The sequence below is a fragment of the Streptosporangium sp. NBC_01469 genome, assembly GCF_036227305.1.
GTDB lineage: Bacteria > Actinomycetota > Actinomycetes > Streptosporangiales > Streptosporangiaceae > Streptosporangium.
The window spans coordinates 5777126-5795125 of sequence record NZ_CP109465.1 but is presented as its reverse complement, the minus strand read 5'-3'; the positions used below and the strand labels follow the sequence as shown (position 1 = coordinate 5795125).

At 72.0% G+C, this 18000-nt stretch carries 18 protein-coding genes; 16 read left to right on the top strand and 2 right to left on the bottom strand.

The genetic code is table 11. The features are described 5' to 3' along the window. The first annotated feature begins 252 nt into the window (after nt 1-252). The 16 genes from OG587_RS25420 (at nt 253) to OG587_RS25345 (ending at nt 15700) form a co-directional block, all read left to right on the top strand. Nucleotides 253-696: a type II toxin-antitoxin system PemK/MazF family toxin gene (locus OG587_RS25420; protein WP_329079478.1), complete on the top strand. Its 444-nt coding sequence runs from the start codon at nt 253-255 to the stop codon at nt 694-696. A 131-nt stretch (nt 697-827) separates the two neighbouring features. Further along, nucleotides 828-1370, top strand: a complete 543-nt coding sequence (locus OG587_RS25415) for an RNA 2'-phosphotransferase (protein ID WP_329079475.1) — start codon at nt 828-830, stop codon at nt 1368-1370. Between the two features lie 346 nt (nt 1371-1716). Beyond that, nucleotides 1717-2478: a DeoR/GlpR family DNA-binding transcription regulator gene (locus OG587_RS25410; protein ID WP_329079473.1), complete on the top strand. Its 762-nt coding sequence runs from the start codon at nt 1717-1719 to the stop codon at nt 2476-2478. After that, nucleotides 2475-2603, top strand: a complete 129-nt coding sequence (locus OG587_RS25405) for a hypothetical protein (protein ID WP_329079472.1) — start codon at nt 2475-2477, stop codon at nt 2601-2603. Before OG587_RS25410 ends, OG587_RS25405 begins: the two co-directional genes overlap by 4 nt. Beyond that, a complete protein-coding gene (pfkB, locus tag OG587_RS25400) occupies nt 2600-3541 on the top strand; it encodes a 1-phosphofructokinase (RefSeq protein WP_329079470.1) in 942 nt (313 codons plus the stop codon). Before OG587_RS25405 ends, pfkB begins: the two co-directional genes overlap by 4 nt. 64 nt (nt 3542-3605) lie before the next feature. Beyond that, nucleotides 3606-4721 carry a PTS mannitol transporter subunit IICB gene (locus tag OG587_RS25395; RefSeq protein WP_329079468.1) on the top strand — a complete coding sequence of 372 codons (1116 nt, stop codon included), beginning with the start codon at nt 3606-3608 and terminating at the stop codon, nt 4719-4721. Between the two features lie 3 nt (nt 4722-4724). Then, nucleotides 4725-5033 (top strand): PTS lactose transporter subunit IIB, encoded by a 309-nt coding sequence (locus OG587_RS25390; protein ID WP_329079466.1) that lies wholly within the window; start codon nt 4725-4727, stop codon nt 5031-5033. Continuing rightward, complete coding sequence (locus OG587_RS25385; protein WP_329079465.1) at nt 5026-5481, top strand: PTS sugar transporter subunit IIA; 456 nt, start codon at nt 5026-5028, stop codon at nt 5479-5481. The genes OG587_RS25390 and OG587_RS25385 overlap by 8 nt, the downstream gene beginning before the upstream one ends. Further along, complete coding sequence (locus tag OG587_RS25380) at nt 5481-6512, top strand: zinc-dependent dehydrogenase (RefSeq protein WP_329079463.1); 1032 nt, start codon at nt 5481-5483, stop codon at nt 6510-6512. The genes OG587_RS25385 and OG587_RS25380 overlap by 1 nt, the downstream gene beginning before the upstream one ends. A 248-nt stretch (nt 6513-6760) precedes the next feature. Next, nucleotides 6761-7045, top strand: coding sequence for an HPr family phosphocarrier protein (locus OG587_RS25375; protein ID WP_329079461.1), 285 nt, complete (start codon nt 6761-6763; stop codon nt 7043-7045). Next, complete coding sequence (gene ptsP, locus OG587_RS25370; protein ID WP_329079459.1) at nt 7038-8717, top strand: phosphoenolpyruvate--protein phosphotransferase; 1680 nt, start codon at nt 7038-7040, stop codon at nt 8715-8717. Before OG587_RS25375 ends, ptsP begins: the two co-directional genes overlap by 8 nt. A gap of 393 nt (nt 8718-9110) precedes the next feature. Beyond that, nucleotides 9111-11912, top strand: coding sequence for a LuxR C-terminal-related transcriptional regulator (locus OG587_RS25365; RefSeq protein WP_329079457.1), 2802 nt, complete (start codon nt 9111-9113; stop codon nt 11910-11912). A 197-nt stretch (nt 11913-12109) separates the two neighbouring features. Next, the gene (gene bdeA, locus OG587_RS25360) at nt 12110-13087 is read left to right on the top strand and encodes a bis(hydroxyethyl) terephthalate hydrolase (protein WP_443075224.1); all 978 of its coding nucleotides are present in this window, start codon (nt 12110-12112) and stop codon (nt 13085-13087) included. Between the two features lie 264 nt (nt 13088-13351). Continuing rightward, on the top strand, nt 13352-14167 hold the full coding sequence (locus OG587_RS25355) for a DUF3152 domain-containing protein (protein WP_329079455.1): 816 nt from the start codon (nt 13352-13354) through the stop codon (nt 14165-14167). Nucleotides 14168-14411: 244 nt separating this feature from the next. Next, entirely contained in the window at nt 14412-14684 is a 273-nt protein-coding gene (locus OG587_RS25350; RefSeq protein WP_329079453.1) for a hypothetical protein, read from the top strand. Between the two features lie 2 nt (nt 14685-14686). Continuing rightward, nucleotides 14687-15700 carry a DUF72 domain-containing protein gene (locus OG587_RS25345; RefSeq protein ID WP_329079451.1) on the top strand — a complete coding sequence of 338 codons (1014 nt, stop codon included), beginning with the start codon at nt 14687-14689 and terminating at the stop codon, nt 15698-15700. A 12-nt stretch (nt 15701-15712) separates the two neighbouring features. Here the strand turns inward: OG587_RS25345 and OG587_RS25340 are convergent, their stop codons facing one another. Together OG587_RS25340 and OG587_RS25335 are read right to left on the bottom strand one after the other, a co-directional pair. Then, nucleotides 15713-15985, bottom strand: coding sequence for a WhiB family transcriptional regulator (locus OG587_RS25340; protein WP_329079449.1), 273 nt, complete (start codon nt 15983-15985; stop codon nt 15713-15715). A 276-nt stretch (nt 15986-16261) separates the two neighbouring features. Next, complete coding sequence (locus OG587_RS25335; RefSeq protein WP_329079447.1) at nt 16262-17920, bottom strand: catalase; 1659 nt, start codon at nt 17918-17920, stop codon at nt 16262-16264. Between the last annotated feature and the right edge of the window lie 80 nt (nt 17921-18000).

Below are 18000 nucleotides of genomic sequence, written 5' to 3'. Positions count from 1 at the left end.
CTCGGCCGCCCTGCTGGCACCCGGCCAGCGGGCGGCGCGCCTCCTCCACCGGCCTCCGGCCGCCCCCTCCGCGCCCGAGCCGTTCCTACCACCGCGCCTTTCGCCCCCTCCGCGCCGTTTCCGGCCTTCCCGCACCGCCCCCTTCCGCTTTCGGCGCCGGATCGCCCGCACCTTCCCCGTACCGCCCTCCGAAGGGCCGCACTTCGGCCGCCCCCCTTGGAGGGCCACCGGGCCCTGCAATAGGCTGTGCGCGTGCGTGATCTTGGCGAGGACCCCCGACCGGCTCGAGGCGCGGTCAGCGAGGTCTACCGCGTCGACCGAACCGCGACCCTGAGCTACTCCCCCGACCTCGACGGGCTCGCCGACCCCGGCGAGATCGTCTGGGCCTGGGTCCCCTACGAGGAGGATCCGGACCGGGGCAAGGACCGGCCGCTGCTGGTCGTCGGCCGCCACGGGCGCAAGCTGCTCGCGCTGATGCTGTCCAGCCGGGCCGGCGGCGGCGATCCCGGCGACTGGCTGGAGATCGGCCCCGGCCAGTGGGATCGGGAGAACCGGGTCTCCTACCTGCGCCTGGACCGGGTCTTCGCCCTCGGCGAGGGCGACATCCGGCGCGAGGGCTCCGTCCTCGACGGGGCGCGCTTCGCCCGCGTGGCCGCCGTCCTCAAGCGCACACACGGCTGGGCCGCCGACGGCTGAGCCGTTACCGGTCCCGGGCGACCGTCCGGAAGCCACGAGGACGCGAGGGCGTCCGGATACGCGGCCCCGGCCGGAGCACCGGGCGTGAATCCGGTGGAAAACAGCGGTGCGAGTCACCATCCTGGTGTCCCATGGACGACAAACGGCTCGTTCGAGTCTCCAAATACCTTTCCAAGCACCTCAGGCACCAGCCCGAGCGCATCGGGCTGATCCTCGGCCCGCAGGGCTGGGCGGACATCGACGCCCTGCTGGGCGCCGCCGCGCGGCACGGCTTCGCGATCACCCGTGACGAGCTCGCGCTGGTGGTCGCGGGCAACGACAAGCGGCGCTTCACCGTCGAAGGCGACCGGATCCGCGCCAACCAGGGCCACACGGTCGACGTCGACCTGGGCCTTCCCCCGGTCGAGCCACCCGAGATCCTGTTCCACGGAACGGTGGGCGCGTACGTGGGCGCCATCCGGGAGGAGGGCCTGCGGCCGATGAACCGGCACGCCGTGCACCTGTCCCCCGACAGGGAGACCGCGACCCGCGTGGGCGCGCGCCGGGGCAGGCCGGTCGTGCTGGTCGTCCGCTCGGGGGAGATGCACCGGGCGGGTCACGAGTTCCGGGTCAGCGCCAACGGCGTCTGGCTGGCCGCCCACGTGCCGCCCGCCCACATCTCGTTCCCCGGCTGAGAGAAACCCCCGATCACGGGGGAGCCCTCGGCGACGAGGGAGCCCCGTAACACTCCCGGACCCCCTCCTCCGAGGAGGCGCGGACCACCCGCCCCCGCCAAGGACCTCGCACCGGGAGAACCCGGATCGCCACCTCACCCCGCGCCGAGGGTCAAGGGAATTCCAACGCATTCCAAAATCTGGGCCAACCGCGGCCCCGCTCCCGCCCGAACCCCCACCCCCAGGCAGGCACCTGGGGTTTTTTCATGTTCATGCCGGTTTGATGGGAAGTCAACCCATTGACCTTCCAACACATTCGGGTGTAAATAAAGCTGAAACAACACTGAAACGGTGGTGAATCAACAGCATGTACGCCGAGGAGCGGCAACAGGAGATCCTGCGCCGGGCGCGGACCGTCGGACGGGTGGACGTGGTGACGCTGGCGGAGGAGTTCGCCGTCACCACGGAGACCATCCGCCGCGATCTGACCGCGCTGGAGCGCTCCGGGATGCTGCGGCGCGTGCACGGCGGCGCGATCCCGGTCGAGCGGCTGGGGTTCGAACCCGAGCTGGCCGCCCGCGACGAGGTGATGATCGCGGAGAAGGAGCGCATCGCCAAGGCCGCGCTCGCCGAGCTCCCCGAGGACGGCGCGATCATCATCGACGCCGGCTCGACGACCGGCAGGCTGGTGCAGGCGCTCCCGGTCGACCGGGAGCTGACCGTGATCGTGAACTCCCCGCCGCTGGCGACGGCGATGGCCACCCGCCTCAACCTGACGGTGATCATGCTGGGCGGGCGGGTGCGCGGGCGGACCCTGGCCACCGTCGACGACTGGGCGCTGCGCCCTCTCGCCGACCTGCACGTGGACGTGGCGTTCATGGCGGCCAACGGGTGCTCGGTGGCCAAGGGGCTGACGACACCCGACCCGGCCGAGGCCGCCATCAAGCGGGCGATGATCGGCGCGGCGCAGCGGTGCGTGCTGCTCGCCGACCACACCAAGTTCGCCAACACCTACCTGGCGCGCTTCGCCTCGATCCAGGAGATCGACGTGGTGATCAGTGACACCGGGCTCGACACCGGGGTCGCGGCCGAGATGGCCGCCGCCGGGCCGGAGGTGGTCCGGGCGTGATCATCCCCCTGTCCCCCACCCCCCACAGGGAAGCCGCGATCGAGGTGCTCCGGGCTCCGGGCGTGACCGTCACCCAGCCCCTCAACCTCCACCGGGAAGCCGCGATCGAGGTGGTCCGGGCGTGATCGTCACCCTGACCCTCAACCCCAGCCTGGACCGTACGATCGAGGTCGGGTCACTGACCCGCGGGACCGTCATCCGGGCCGCCGCCGCCCACCTCGACCCCGGCGGCAAGGGCGTCAACGTCTCGCGGGCGCTGCTGGCCAACCAGGTCCGCTCGTGCGCGGTCGTCCCCTTCGGGGGCGACGAGGGACGGCAACTGGTGAGCCTGCTCTCGTCCGAGGGCATCGAGATGATCACGGTTCCGGTCGCCGGGACCACCCGGTCGAACGTCGCGCTGGCCGAGCCTGACGGCACGGTCACCAAGATCAATGAACCGGGAACGGCCCTGTCGCCGGCCGAGCTCGACACCATCGCCGAGGCCGTGCTCGGCGCGGCCAGCTCCGCGGACTGGGTGGTCGCCTCGGGCAGCCTGCCGCCGGAGGTGCCCGCCGACGTCTACGCCCGCCTGTGCGAGCGGTTCAGCGAGGCGGGCATCAACGTCGCGGTCGACACCAGCGGCCCCGCGCTCGTCGCGGCGCTCGCCGAGGCCCCGGCCCTGGTCAAGCCCAACCGGGAGGAGCTGGGCGAGGCCACCGGGATCGTCATCTCGTCCCTGGGTGACGCCATCAAGGCCGCGGAGAACCTGCGGGCGCGAGGCGCGGGCACCGTCCTGGCCAGCCTGGGCGCCGACGGCGCGATCCTCCTGCAGGACGACCAGATCTGGTACGGCCAGTGCCCGGTGGCCGAGCCGCGCAGCACCGTCGGCGCCGGCGACGCCATGCTCGCCGGGTTTCTCGCCGGCGGGGCGCGAGGCGAGAGCGCGCTGATCGAGGCGCTGGCCTGGGCGACCGCCGCGGTCGGGCTGCCGGGAAGCCGGATGCCCTCCCCACACCACATCCACCGTGACGACGTGCGCGTCACCGGAGCCGATCCCGCCCTGCCGCTGCGGTCCGGGGGCTGACAGCGGCACAGATCCACCCCCCAGGCCCGGCCGCCCGCCGGCCCCCCGGAAGGAGCAGAATCACATGAGCGAATACACCCCGACTGTCACAGGAACCGGGGCAAGAGCGAACATCCAGCGTTTCGGCGGATATCTCGCTGGGATGATCATGCCGAACATCGGCGCATTCATCGCCTGGGGCCTGATCACCGCTCTGTTCATCCCCACCGGCTGGCTTCCCAACGCGGAGTTCGCCGTCCTGGTCGATCCGATCGTCAAGGTGCTGCTGCCCATCCTGATCGGCTACACCGGCGGGCGGATGGTCCACGGCCAGCGCGGCGCCGTGGTCGGCGCCGTCGCCACCATGGGCGTCGTCGTCGGCGCCGAGAGCCCGATGTTCCTCGGCGCGATGATCATAGGGCCGCTCACCGCGTACCTCCTGAAGCTGTTCGACGGGCTCGTCGCCGACCGCGTCAAGTCCGGCTTCGAGATGCTGGTGGACAACTTCAGCGCGGGCATCATCGGCGGCGCCATGGCTCTGGTGGGTCTCAAGGCCGTCGGTCCCGTCGTCACCGAGGTCACCCGTGTCGCGAGTGAAGCGGTCGCCTGGCTGATCGGCAACAACCTGCTGCCGCTGGCCTCGGTCGTGATCGAGCCCGCCAAGGTGCTGTTCCTCAACAACGCCATCAACCACGGCGTGATGGGCCCGCTGGGCGTGGCGCAGGCGGCCGAGGCGGGCAAGTCGATCCTGTTCATGCTGGAGTCGAACCCCGGCCCCGGCCTCGGCCTGCTCCTGGCCTTCATGTTCTTCGGCCCCCGCGCGCTGCGCCCCAGCACCCCCGCCGCGATCATCATCCAGTTCTTCGGCGGCATCCACGAGATCTACTTCCCGTACGTGCTCATGAAGCCCCGGTTGATCCTCGCGGTCATCGCCGGTGGCGCCACGGGCGTCCTGGTCTTCATCGTGACCGGAGCCGGGCTGGTGGCCACGCCGTCACCCGGCAGCATCTTCGCCTTCCTCGCGGTGACCCCCAGGGGCGGATGGTTCGGCACCATCGCCGGCGTCCTCGCCGCGACCCTCGTCTCCTTCGCCGTCGCGTCGGCGCTCCTCGGCTTCGGCAGGGGTAAGGACGAGACCGAGGAGCCCCCTGAGGAGACCATCGAGGAATCGCCGACCGCACCCACCGTCAAGGAGGCCTGACCGATGCCCAGCATCGAGAGCAAGGACATCCACAAAATCGTCGTCGCCTGCGACGCGGGCATGGGCAGCAGCGTCATGCTCGCCAGCCAGCTCCGCAAGCAGTTGAAGGCCCAGAACATCCAGGTGGAGCACACCCCGGTCAACACGATCCCCGCCGACGCCGACGTGGTGGTCTGTCACGCCGGCCTGGCGAACCGGGCCAGGGCCGGAGCTCCGGACAAGGTGCTCATCTCGTTCCAGGTCTTCATCGGGGATCCCTCGGTGACCAAGCTGATCAGCACGATCAAGAGCGGCGGCACCGTCAATGCCTGAGACGGCGCCGCTGCCGCTGGACCCGCGCGCCATCCGGCTGGCGGCCTCGGCCACCGACCGCGACGACGCGATCAGGCAGTGCGGGGAGGCCCTGCTCGCCGTCGGCGCGGTGGAGAGCGCCTACATCGACACCATGCTCGAACGGGAGCGCTCGATCTCCACCTACGTCGGCGAGGGGGTCGCCATCCCGCACGGCACCCTGGCCGCCAAGGACGCCGTCCGGCACGACGCCGTCAGCGTCGTGCGCTTTCCCGGCGGCGTCGATTGGGACGGCGACCGGGTGACGGTGTGCATCGGCATCGCCGCCAAGGGCGACGGCCACGTACGGCTGCTCGCCGAACTCGCCCAGATCCTGATGGATCCCGACCAGGCCAGGGCCCTTCGCGAGGCGACGGAGGTCGCCGAAGTGGTCCGGCTGCTGCAACCGAACGAAGAGGACGAAGCATAGTGAAGGTCGCCCGTTTCTACGCCCCTGGCGACATCCGCGTCGAGGAGGCGCCGGAACCCGTCACCGGACCAGGCGAGATCAAGATACGCGTGCGCAACTGCTCGACCTGCGGCACCGACGCGAAGATCCAAAAGCACGGCCACCACCACATCAAGCCGCCCAGGGTCATGGGGCACGAGATCGCCGGCGAGGTGGTCGAGGCCGTCGACGCGGGCGAGTGGGCGCCGGGCGACCGGGTGCAGGTGATCGCCGCGATCCCCTGCGGGACGTGCGAGGAGTGCCGCCGGGGCCGGATGACCGTCTGCCCGAACCAGGAGTCGATGGGCTACCACTACGACGGCGGTTTCGCCGAGTACACGATCATCCCGGCGAAGGTCCTCGCGGTCGACGGCGTCAACCGCGTCCCGGACGGGGTCGGTTTCGCCGAGGCGTCGGTGGCCGAGCCGCTGGCCTGCGTGCTCAACGGCCAGGAGCTGGCCCGCGTGGGCGAGGGCGACGACGTGGTGATCATGGGCTCGGGCCCGATCGGCTGCCTGCACGTGCGGCTGGCGCGGGCGCGGGGCGCGGCGCGGGTCTTCCTCGTCGACATCAACGCCGGGCGGCTGGAGATGGCCGCCGGGCTGGTCCACCCGGACGCGGTCGTCCACGGCGAGGACGTCGTCGAGCAGGTGCTCAAGCTGACCGACGGCAGGGGGGCCGACGTCGTCATCACCGCCGCCGCCTCCGGCGCCGCCCAGGAGCAGGCGCTCCGGATGGCAGCCCGCCAGGGGCGGATCAGCTTCTTCGGCGGCCTGCCCAAGGACAACCCGATCATCCAGTGCGACTCCAACCTGGTCCACTACCGGGAGCTGACCATCGTCGGCGCCAACGGGTCCAGCCCGGCGCACAACGCCCAGGCCCTGCGGCTGATCGCCGACGGCTCGGTACCGGTCGCCGACCTGATCACGCACCGGCTGCCGCTCGCGGAGGTCCTGGAGGGCATCGACATCGTGAGCAGGGGCGAGGCCATCAAGGTGACCATCGAACCCTGACCGGCCCGCCCCCGCCGGCCCCCTCCCGCCGAGCCCGGCGGGAGGGACCCGGCGCAGACCACACAGACCCGCACAGATCCACACAGGACCGTGCGGGACCGTGCGGGACCACGCAAGACCGGCACAGGACCGCACAGGACCGTGCGGGACCATGCGGGACCGCACAGACCGCACAGGACCGTGCGGGACCGGCAACAGGCCCGCCAAGCTCGCACCCACTCGCAGAACGCGCAGAAGGAGAACCGGAGATGCCGGAGAGGACAGTGGTCGTCGCCTCAAGCACGGGCCTTCACGCCCGGCCCGCGAAGATCTTCGTGCAGGCCGCGGCCAAGCAGGGGATTCCCGTCCGCATCCGCGTCGGGGACGGCAAGCCCGTACCGGCCAACAGCATGCTCGCCGTACTGGCGCTGGGTGCCACGCACGGCACGGAGGTCACGATCGAGGCGGAGGGGCCGGGTGCCGACGAGGCGCTCGACGCCCTCGCCGAACTGCTCGCCCGCGACCTCGACGCCGAAGAGACCTCCCGTGGCTGAGACGCTCAGGGGCCTGGGCGTGAGCTCGGGCCGGGCCGCCGGTCGGGTCTGCCGGATGGCCGGTCCGCCGGAGCTGCCCGCCCCCTCCCCCGTCACCGACGCCGGCGCCGAGCTCAGCCGGGCGATGGACGCGCTGCGGGCCACGGTCTCCGAGCTGGCGGCGCGGGCGGAGAAGGCTCCCGACGCCGACGCGAAGGCGATCCTGGAGGCGCAGTCCCTCATCGCCGACGACCCCAGCCTGCACGAGTCCGTGGAGACGAGCGTCAGGTCGGGGAAGAGCGCGGCGCACGCCATCGACGAGGCCTGCGCCCACCACCGGCGCGCGCTGCTGGCGGCGGGCGGCTACTTCGCCGAGCGCGCCGCGGACCTCGACGACATCCGCAACCGGGCCGTGGCGGCGGCGCTCGGCCTGCCCGTCCCCGGGGTGCCCGACCCCGGGCACCCGTTCGTCCTGGTCGCCGGGGATCTCTCCCCCGCCGACACGGTGAACCTGGACCCCGGATCCGTCCTCGCCCTCGTCACCGAGAAGGGCGGCCCGACCAGCCACACGGCCATCCTGGCCCGCGCCCGCGGCCTGCCCGCCGTGGTCGCCTGCCGGGGAGCGGGTGACATCGGCGAGGGGACGTGGGTGTCGGTCGACGGCCTGCGGGGCGAGGTGGAGGTCGGTATCGGCGAGGAGGCCGCCGTCGAGATCCAGCACCGGGCCGAAGCCGACCGCCGCCGGACGGGCACCAGCAGGGGACCCGGCCGGACCTCCGACGACCACCCGGTCAAGCTGCTGCTCAACATCGGCTCGGCGGCCGACCTCGCACATTCGAACCGCGTTCCCTCGGCGGAGGGGGCCGAGGGAGTGGACGCCGAGGGGGTGGGGCTGTTCCGCACGGAGTTCCTCTTCCTGGACCGGCGCGAGGAGCCGGGCTACGAGGAGCAGGTGGCCGCCTACGCCGCGGTCTTCCGCGCCGCGCCCGGCGGGCACGTCGTGGTCCGCACCCTCGACGCGGGCACGGACAAGCCGCTGCCGTTCCTCGGGCTGGCCGAGGAGACCAACCCGGCGCTGGGCGTACGAGGGTTGCGGGTCTCCCGGGTCAGGCCCGAGGTGCTCGACACCCAGCTCGACGCCATCGCCGAGGCGGCCCGCGCGACCGGGGCCGAGCCGTGGGTGATGGCGCCCATGGTGACGACGGTGGGCGAGGCCGCCGACTTCGCCGGACGGGTCCGCGCCCGGGGGATCGCGCACGTCGGGGCGATGGTGGAGGTGCCCGCCGCCGCGCTGCGCGCCGGGCGCCTGCTGAAGGAGCTCGACTTCCTGAGCATCGGTACCAACGATCTGAGCCAGTACACCTTCGCCTCCGACCGGCAGCACGGGGAGCTCGCCGACCTGCTCGACCCCTGGCAGGCCGCGCTGCTCCAGCTGATCGCCGACTGCGCGGCGGCCGGGCAGGCGGCGGGCAAACCCGTCGGCGTGTGCGGCGAGGCGGCGGCCGACCCGCTCCTGGCGACCGTCCTGGTCGGGCTGGGCGTCACCAGCCTGTCGATGTCCGCGCCCGGTATCCCCGCGGTACGGGAGAGTCTCGCCGCCCACTCCCTGGAGCGGTGCCGAGACAACGCCCGGCTCGCCCTGGCCGCCGACGATCCGGGAGAGGCCAGAAGGAAGATCGTCCCGGGCCGGTGACCCCCCGGCCCCCTCACGGCCGGGCCAGAACCTCCCTCTCTGGCCCGGCCCCCTTTCCACCCCGCCTCCCCCTCTCCACCCCTGCCCCTCTTCCCCGGCCTCTTCCGCCTCGTATCGCGGGCCTCGTATCGCGGGCCTCGTCCCCTCGGTGCCCGCTCGGGTCCGCCCGCCGCCCGCTCGATGCCCACTCAGGTCCGCCCGGCGCCCACTCAGGTCCGCTCGGATTCGCCCGGCGCCCGTTTCGATGTCCGCTCGGGTTCCTCCTCGGCGCGCATCGGTGAAATCACCAGTCTTCCCGGCGTCGCCGGTACACCGGTGCAGGCCGGCGGAGGCCGGTGGAGAACCCCGTCACCCGCTCTTTCCAGGCACGACACACGCGCGTAACACTGAGGCATGTCCTCCCCCTCCGCCGCCACCCGGTCACCGGCGCTGCACGGCCGCGACACGGAGCGGGACGCGCTGCTGCGACTACTCGACGCCGCCCGCGGCGGCTCCGGGGGCGCGGCGATCCTGCGCGGGGCGCGGGGGACGGGAAAGACCGCGATGCTCGACCTCGCGGCGAACCACGCGGGCGACACCGGCGACACCGGCGGCACCCGCAACGCCAACGGCACCGGCGGCTTCGTCGTGCTCAGGGTGCGCGGCACCGCGGCGGAGTCACACCTGCCGTACGCGGGGCTGCACGGACTGCTCCGGCCGATCGCCGACCGGCTGCCCGCGCTCCCCCCGGCGCAGGCCGAGGCGCTGACGCGGGCGCTGGAACTGGGCGCGGCGGACGGCGGGCTGGCTCTTCCCGCGGCGGTGCTCAACCTCCTGGTGGCCGTCGGCGTTCCGGTACTGGCCTGCGTCGACGACGTCCACCACCTCGACGCGCCCAGCCGCGAGGCGCTCTTCTTCGCGGCCAGGCGGCTGGCCGGGGAACCGGTCGTGCTGCTGTTCGGGGCCGACGACGGCGACAACGGCACCTCCCCCGATGACATACCGGCGTTCGAGCTGGGCGCCCTGGACGAGGAGGCGGCCGGGCGGCTGATCGACGACCTGCTGCCGGGGCCGGCCGACGACGTACGGGCGTCGCTGCTGGAGATCGCCCGCGGCAACCCGCTGGCGCTCGGAGAGCTCGCCGGGTCGCTGAGCCCCGAGCAGATCTCCGGCGCCGCCGCCCCGCCCGCGACCCTGCCGAGGGGCGGGCGGCTCTGGCGCGCGTACGCCGATCGACTGGCGCGGCTGCCCGGCGACACCGCGGACATGCTCCTGCTGCTCGCGGCGGATCCGGACCTGGAGACGGTCGCCCTGGTCGGCGCCGCGGAGCCGGAGTGCGCGCTGACCGCGCTCGAACCGGCGGAGCGGGCGGGGGTGATCGTCCATGTCTCCGGGGACGACGGCGATCGCTACGAGTTCCGCGAGCCGACGATGCGGACGGTGGTCTACGCCGGCGCCTCCCTCGCCCGCCGCCGCATCGCGCACCGCCTGCTCGCGGGCGTGCTGCGCCACGACCACCAGCGGCTGCGCCGGGCCTGGCACCGGGCGGCCGCGATGGACGGCCCCGCGGAGTCGCTGGCCGACGAGCTGGCCTCGGCCGCGGCGGCGGCGGGCGCCCACGGCGGCCACCCCGCGACCTTCCTCGCCTTCGAGCGGGCGGCCGAGCTGACCGAGCACGGCGACGTCAAGGCCGCGCGCCTGGCCGCCGCCGCCAATCGCGCGTGGCACGCGGGCCTGCCCCGGCGCGCCCGGTCGCTGCTCACCCGCCTGCAGTCGCTGACGATCTCCGAGGAGGTACGGAGCCAGGCCGAGCTGATCCGCGGCAGCCTGGAGTTGCGCAGCGGGAAGACCGGCAGCGCCGGGGATGACCTGATGGCGGCGGCAGAGTCGCTGCTGGACAGGGACCGGGGACAGGCCGTCCGAGTGCTCATCCGCGCGGGCGAGGCGAGCTACCTCGCTGGCGACAATCTTCGCTATCTGGACATCGCGCGGTGGGCCGCCACGCTGCGCCGCCCGGACGACCCGGCAGCCACCCAGCTGATGTTCGAGTATCTGGCCGGTACGGCGGCGACCTTCGACGGCCGCCACCGGGAGGCGGCCGATCCGCTCCGCCGGGTGCTGGAGCTCGCGCCCTCGGTGCGCACCCCCTCGGTGCTGGTGTGGGCGGGCGTGGCCAGCCTGCTGCTCGGCGACGACGCGCAGGCGGTGCGGCTGTGCGGCCGGGCGGTGGAGACGGCGCGCGCACGCGGTGCGGTCTCCACCGTGCCGCAGGTCCTGGAGTTCATGATCCACGCCGAGATCTGGATGGGCCGCTACGCCTCCATCACCGCCAGCGCCGTCGAGGGGCTGCGGCTGGCTCAGGAACGCGGGCGGCCCAACAGCGCGGGCCAGCACCTGGGGTGGCTCGCCCTCACCGCGGCCGTCGAGGGGGACGAGGAGACCTGCGCGATCAGGGCGGCGAGCGCCATCGAGCTGGCGGGCGCCCACGGCGTGTGCGTGGCGGGAGCCCTCGGCAACTGGGCCCTGGCCCACCTCGACCTCGCGGCGGGCCGCCACGCCGACGCCGCCAAGCGGCTGCGGGCCACGGCCAGGGCGGGCGGGACCAGCGGCCACCTCGTCATACGGGTCATGTCGACCCCCCTGTTCGTCGAGGCCATCGCGCGCACGGGCGACCGGGAGCGGGCCAGGGAGGCGCTGCGGGTGCTCGACCGCTGGGTGGGCAGCACCCGCAGTCCCGACCGGCGCGCGCTGGCCACCCGCTGCCACGCCCTCCTGGCCGCTCCCGGCGACGCCGAGGAGCACTTCAGGGCCGCGCTCGACCTGCACCACCAGGGTTTCTCCGAGTTCGAGACGGCCCGCACCCAGCTGCTCTTCGGCAGCGCGCTGCGCAGGAACCGGCGTCCGGGCGCGGCCAGGGAACATCTGCACAGCGCGCTGGAGACGTTCGAGCGCTTCGGCGCGCGGCTCTGGGCCGAGCAGGCCCGCACCGAGCTGCGCGGGGCGGGAGAGGCCGTCCGGTCGCACCGCCCCAGGGCCACGGAGAAGCTCACCGCGCAGCAGTACCAGATCGCGCGCATCGTCGCGGACGGCGCCACCAACCGGGAGGTGGCGGCCCGGCTCTTCCTGAGCCCGAGGACCGTCGAGCACCACCTCAGGAACATCTTCGCCAAACTCGACATCCGCTCTCGGGTGGAACTGGTGCGGCTGATGTCGTGATTCCACCATTGATGCCGGTATTCACCGGTGCGCTGGAGTACGGGTGATTTCACCGATGCACTTCGGGGCTGACAACGAGAAAGTGGCGACTGTCAGAAACCCGAGGGGTCACCCCGGTGCGCTGACCGTACCGCCGCCGTTCCCGGTGGCGGGCCGACGCGCGGCGAACGGCCGCCAGCGCCGACCGCCGTATCGCCGTGGTTCCCCCCACAGGAACGGAGTACAGCAACGTGCAGCCGTACGGCACCACCCCCCAGGCCCCCGCGTCCAGGCGTTCCCGCCGGGCGACGACGGTCGCCACGCTGACCCTCGCATTCGCTCTGCTCGGCACCGGCGGGACCCTCGCGCCCGCCGCGCAGGCCGTCGCGGCCCCCGCCGCGCAGGCCGCCTCCGCGGGTCCCTACGACCGCGGCCCCGACCCGACCACCTCCAGCATCGAGGCGGCCAGAGGACCGTTCACGATCGCCGAGACCACCGTCTCCTCGGCTCGGGTGAGCGGCTTCGGCGGAGGCACGATCTACTATCCGACGTCCACCGCGGAGGGGACGTTCGGCGGGGTCGCCATCGCCCCCGGCTACACCGCGAGCAGGTCGACCATGGCCTGGCTCGCCTCGCGGCTGGCCTCCCACGGGTTCGTGGTCTTCAACATCGACACCCTCACCCGCTCCGACCAGCCCGCCAGCCGCGGCCGGCAGCTGCTGGCCGCGCTCGACTACCTGGTGGAGGACAGCTCGGTCGCGAACCGGGTCGACGGAAGCAGGCTCGGCGTCGCCGGGCACTCGATGGGCGGCGGCGGCACGCTGGCGGCGGCCGACAGCCGGCCACAACTGCAGGCGGCCATCCCGCTGACCCCGTGGCACACGACCAAGAGCTGGTCGGGCCTGCGCGTCCCGACAATGATCATCGGCGCGGAGAACGACGCGATCGCCTCGGTGAGCGCGCACGCCAAGCCGTTCTACAACAGCATCCCGGCCTCCTCCGAGAAGGCCTACCTGGAGCTCAACAACGCCGGTCACACGGCGCCCAACGTGTCCAACACCACGATCGCCAAGTACAGCGTCTCGTGGATGAAGCGGTTCGTCGACAACGACACCCGGTACGAGCAGTTCCTCTGCCCCGCACCCCGGCTCGACCTGAGCATCTCCGAGTACCAGGACACCTGCCCGCACTCGTAGGGCCACGACAGGGCCGTGACAGGCCGCGCGACCACGACACCGGCCACGGTTCCCAGCGACATATCACCGCAAACCATCTGTTAAGCCAGCAAACATCCTGTCAAGCCCGCGAAACCCCAATCCGACGGCGGCCGCAGCCTGCGGTCGCCGTTGGCATACCCCCCCAAAGTGCCTCTGGGCTGCCGTCATATGATGGATTTTCTCCTGGTTTGATTAGTTACCGCCGAGGGGCAATAAGGTTTACGGTCTATGTCCAGGAACGAAATGAGACGTGACCCTAAGACCGTTCTGTGGCTTCTCGCGCTGAGCATCGTGGTCACGTTCACGGCCGGCGGGGCCACGGTGCTGAGCGGCCACCTCGACCCCGTTCCCGACAGGCCCGCACCTCCCGACGCCGCCCCGCCCGGGATACCCACGGCGCCCGGGACACCGACCCCGCCGCCGCAGCCGCAGGACACGGCCGCGCCCGCGAACTCCGCGGGCCCCGCGACCCCGTCACCGATCAAGAAGCCGCTCCTGCTCGCCAACGGCCGGCAGCAGCCGCTGAAGCTGAAGGTTCCCCGGTCGGCCAAGGGCCGCTACGCCGTCGCCCCCGGCGAGGCCGGACCCCCGAGAGGGAAGAAGGGCAGGGTGATCCGGTACGTGGTGGAGGTCGAGCGCGGCCTGCCGTTCGAGGTGAAGGAGTTCGCCGCCGAGGTGCACCGGATCCTCAACGACCCGCGCGGCTGGGGGTACCGGTTCAAGCGGGTGGCCCGCGGCCCGGTGACGATCAGGGTCTCGCTGACCAGCCCCGAGACGGCCGACAGGCGGTGCCTGCCGATGCGGACCAACGGCGTACTCTCCTGCTGGAACGGCGAGCGCGCGATCATCAACGCGGCCCGCTGGAACAGCGGGGCGGCGGGCTACGGCCGCGACGTGGCCTCCTACCGCGAGTACGTCATCAGTCACGAGGTCGGCCACGGTCTCGGCCACGGCCACGTGTCCTGCCCGGGGCGCGGCCGGCGGGCGCCGGTGATGCTCCAGCAGACCAAGTCCCTGTACGGCTGCCGCCCCAACCCCTGGCCGTCCCCCCGGCGCTGACCCCGGGCCGCGGGCTCCCCTGCGTCTCGCGCGCTCGATGTTTCGCGCGCACGAAAACAGGGCGATCCACTCCCATCGGCCCGGACGGCACGTCCGGAGCGGATCGTCCCGCGAGTCGGCGCCGTGGCGCGGAGGCCGGATCCCGGCCGGACGCGGCGATCGCGCACCGCCGGCCCCTCTCCCCGTGCGGCGACGCGGTCGCCGGGAGGGGGTTCACCGGGTCTTCCCAGGGCACCCGGTAGGCATGCGAGCAGCGGTCGCCGGCGCGACGGGAAACGTGGGCACGGGCATGGTGTCGGCCCCCGCGGCCGATCGGAACCTGACCCGCGGGCAGCCGGACCGGCGCCCGCCCAAGATCACCTGGTCGGCCGTGGACGTCGCCGGCGACCCGGCGCCGCACCCGGAGGGGGCCGGCACGGTCGTCCACCCGGCGTGGCCGTTCCAGCCCACCCGCGGCCGGGGCCGTCAGCCAGCGGCGGGGCGCGGGAGGACACCGGACGTGTCAGGGAGGGCGTGAACATGGGCAGGATCCTGGTCGGCACGGCCTCGTGGACCCACCGGTCACTGCTGGAGTCGGGCTGGTATCCCGAGGACGCCTCCACCCCGGCGAAACGCCTGGCCTACTACGCGACGAGGTTCCCGGTCGCGGAGGTGGACGCCACCTACTATCACCCGCCGTCGCGAAGCACCGCGGAGGCGTGGCGCGACCGCACCCCCGAGGGCTTCACCTTCGACATCAAGGCCTTCTCCCTGCTGACCGGGCACCCCACCCGGCCCGCCTCGCTCCACAAGGACGTGCGGGAGAGCCTCGGTGCGCCGCCGCGGCGCAACCTCTACCCGAAGGACGTGCCACCGGAGATCGCCGACGAGGTCTGGCGGCGGTTCCTCGACGCGCTGGAGCCGCTGCACGAGGCGGGCAAGCTGGGGGCGGTGCTCTTCCAGTTCCCGCCGTGGTTCCCGATCGGGGAGAGCAACAGGCGCTACATCCTGGAGTGCGCCCGGCGCTGCGCGCCGATGCGCGTCAGCGTCGAGTTCCGCAACCACACCTGGATGAGCGGGGAGAACCGCGAGGACACCCTGGCCTTCCTCGCCGGGCACGACCTCGCGTACGTGGGGGTCGACATGCCCCAGGGGCACGCCTCGTCGATCCCGCCGGTTCTGGCCGCGACCTCCGACCTCGCCGTGGTGCGGATGCACGGGCACTCCGACAGATGGACCAGTAAGAACGTCGACGAGCGCTTCGCGTACATGTACTCGGAGGCGGAACTCGCGCGGTGGGCGGCCAGGGTCAGGAAGCTCGCGGAGGGCACCGAGGTCACCCACGTGCTCTTCAACAACTGCTGCGCTGACAACTCCCAGCGCAACGCCACCCGGTTCCGTGTCCTCCTCGGCGAGTCCGGTGAGCGCGGAGACCCCGGAGAGCCGGGTGGACCGGGCGGATCGGGCGGGCCGGACCGCGCGCCGGGCAGGCGCGGCGGAACCGGCGGGCAGAGCGGGGCGGGCGGGCCCGGCGAGGGCCGGAGGGCCGGATGACGCGGGAAGCCGCTATCTGACCTGCTGCCTCGCCCTGGTCATGGTGGCCCTGCGCTCCTCCGGGGTGGTGCCTCCCCACACGCCGTACATCTGCTGGGTGTTCAACGCGTACTCCAGGCAGCGCCCGCGCACCGGGCACCGGCGGCACACCGCCCTGGCGCGCTCGTACTGCTCACGGCCCGGCCCCTCGTAGGACACGGGGAAGAACAACTCGGGGTCCTCGCTGAGGCAGGACGAGCGGCGGGACCAGTGGATGATCGGAATGACGTTGCTCTTAACAGGCATGGCGATCCAATTGGGAGTGGGAACGGCTCAGGTCATGGCGGCTCAGGTTGAGAATCGCGTGCCCGCTGTAATGGCATTCATACCTTTTAAGCGGAAAAATCGGGCGACCTTGACCGAGGATTTCTCCCTATCCCGAAGATCCTGGTCAGGGGGTGTCCGAGGCGAGTGGATCATCTCTCCGTACCGCCGGGACGCCGTCCCGGCGCGGTGCTCCCCCGCTCACGCCTTCCCACCCCGCCGGGCCGGAGCACGGCTCGCTCCGGCCCGGCGGTGGTTCTACCGCTCCACCCGCACCCGCTCGTCGGGCACGCAGTGGGTCATCTTCAGTCCGGTCACGTCGCGGGGTCCGTTCTTGCCCAGTCTGGACATCCGCTCCCGGTCCTCCTCGCTCAGGTCCTGGATCGCCAGCGGCTCCAGGTGGGAGACGTCGTCGGGGCTGATCCCGAGTCCCTCCCCGACCCTGAGGCCGAGGTCGTCCTCGACCATCAGGAAGTGCCAGACCATGCGCTCCTGGACCGGGCGCGAGGCCTGGGACAGCATGTCGACGAAGTTCAGTACGAGATCGTCGCGTTCCCACTTCTCCATCAGCAGGTAGCGCTGGCCCGCCTGCGTGTAGTCGTCGGTACGCGGGATGCGCTTGCGGGTCAGCCGCCCCGAGACGACCGGGCCCTGCTCGTCGTGGGCGGGGTACGGCCCCTCCCTGAGCCCTCCGGTGATGGACGGCTCGTAGTTGACGTGCGGGTTCTCGCCCTCCCCGTCGACGTGGTAGGTCATCAGGCCGTCACGCTGGTTGGTGCGCACCTCGGCGTGCTTGGCCTGGTTGACCGGCAGCTGCAGGTAGTTGGGCCCCACCCGGTAGCGCTGGGTGTCGCTGTAGGAGAACGTACGGCCCACCAGCATCTTGTCGTCGGAGAAGTCGAGACCGTCGACCAGGACGCCGGTGCCGAAGGAGATCTGCTCGTTCTCGGCGAAGTTGTTGGCCACGTTCCGGTTCAGGACCATCCTGCCGACCGGCATGGGCGGGAACTCGTTCTCCGGCCACACCTTGGTGTCGTCCAGCGGGTCGAAGTCCAGCTCGGGGTGCTCGTCGTCGCTCATGATCTGCACCAGCAGCTCCCACTCGGGGAAGTCACCCCGGTCGATCGCCTCGTGCAGGTCCTTGGTGGCGTGCCCAAGCTCCCGCCCCTGTACGGCGGCGGCGTCCTCGGCCGTCATGCTGCGCACGCCCTGCTTGGGCATCCAGTGGTACTTGACCAGGTGGGTCTCGCCCTGCGCGTTCACCCACCTGTAGGCGTTGACGCCGAATCCCTGCATGTGCCGGTAGTCGGCGGGGATGCCGCGCGGGCTGAACAGGTTGACGATCATGTGCATGCTCTCCGGCGTCTGCGACATGAAGTCGAAGATCCGGCCGGGCTCCTGCCTGAACGTCACCGGGTCCGGCTTGAGCGAGTGGATCACGTCGGGGAACTTGATGGCGTCCCTGATGAAGAAGACCGCCAGGTCGTTGCCGACGAGGTCCCAGTTGCCGTCCTCGGTGTAGAACTTCACCGCGAACCCGCGCGGGTCGCGGGCGGCCTCCGAGGAGTCCCTGCCGCCGATCACCGTGGAGAACCGCACGGCGACGTCGGTCCGCTTCCCGGCCTCCTGGAAGAGTTTCGCCCGCGTGTAGCGGCTGATCGGCTCGTCGCCGAGCCTGCCGTAGGCCTCGAAGTAGCCGTAGGTGGTCACCCCTCGTGCGTGGACCACCCGCTCGGGGATACGTTCGCGGTCGAAGTGGCTGACCTTCTCCAGGAACTGGTAGTTCTCCAGCGTGGCCGGACCCCTCGCGCCGACCGTGCGCTGGTTCTGGTTGTCGTAGACCTGGTGCCCCTGACGATTGGTCAGGACCGGGCGGTCATCGCCCGGCTGAGGACCCATGCTCGACACATCCGTCATGACGACGCTTCCTTTCCCTTCCGCGGTCGCTTCCGGCGCACCGATGTACATATCGACACACGAGCCCCTTATCCGGCATA

What these genes read in the sequence shown, in the direction of transcription:
- OG587_RS25415 (WP_329079475.1), top strand. Translation starts at nt 828, where the DNA reads ATGGACGACAAACGGCTCGTTCGAGTCTCCAAATACCTTTCCAAGCAC.
- OG587_RS25410 (WP_329079473.1), top strand. Translation starts at nt 1,717, where the DNA reads ATGTACGCCGAGGAGCGGCAACAGGAGATCCTGCGCCGGGCGCGGACC.
- OG587_RS25395 (WP_329079468.1), top strand. Translation starts at nt 3,606, where the DNA reads ATGAGCGAATACACCCCGACTGTCACAGGAACCGGGGCAAGAGCGAAC.
- OG587_RS25390 (WP_329079466.1), top strand. Translation starts at nt 4,725, where the DNA reads ATGCCCAGCATCGAGAGCAAGGACATCCACAAAATCGTCGTCGCCTGC.
- OG587_RS25385 (WP_329079465.1), top strand. Translation starts at nt 5,026, where the DNA reads ATGCCTGAGACGGCGCCGCTGCCGCTGGACCCGCGCGCCATCCGGCTG.
- OG587_RS25375 (WP_329079461.1), top strand. Translation starts at nt 6,761, where the DNA reads ATGCCGGAGAGGACAGTGGTCGTCGCCTCAAGCACGGGCCTTCACGCC.
- OG587_RS25365 (WP_329079457.1), top strand. Translation starts at nt 9,111, where the DNA reads ATGTCCTCCCCCTCCGCCGCCACCCGGTCACCGGCGCTGCACGGCCGC.
- OG587_RS25355 (WP_329079455.1), top strand. Translation starts at nt 13,352, where the DNA reads ATGAGACGTGACCCTAAGACCGTTCTGTGGCTTCTCGCGCTGAGCATC.
- OG587_RS25350 (WP_329079453.1), top strand. Translation starts at nt 14,412, where the DNA reads ATGCGAGCAGCGGTCGCCGGCGCGACGGGAAACGTGGGCACGGGCATG.
- OG587_RS25345 (WP_329079451.1), top strand. Translation starts at nt 14,687, where the DNA reads ATGGGCAGGATCCTGGTCGGCACGGCCTCGTGGACCCACCGGTCACTG.
- OG587_RS25340 (WP_329079449.1), bottom strand. Translation starts at nt 15,985, where the DNA reads ATGCCTGTTAAGAGCAACGTCATTCCGATCATCCACTGGTCCCGCCGC.
- OG587_RS25335 (WP_329079447.1), bottom strand. Translation starts at nt 17,920, where the DNA reads ATGACGGATGTGTCGAGCATGGGTCCTCAGCCGGGCGATGACCGCCCG.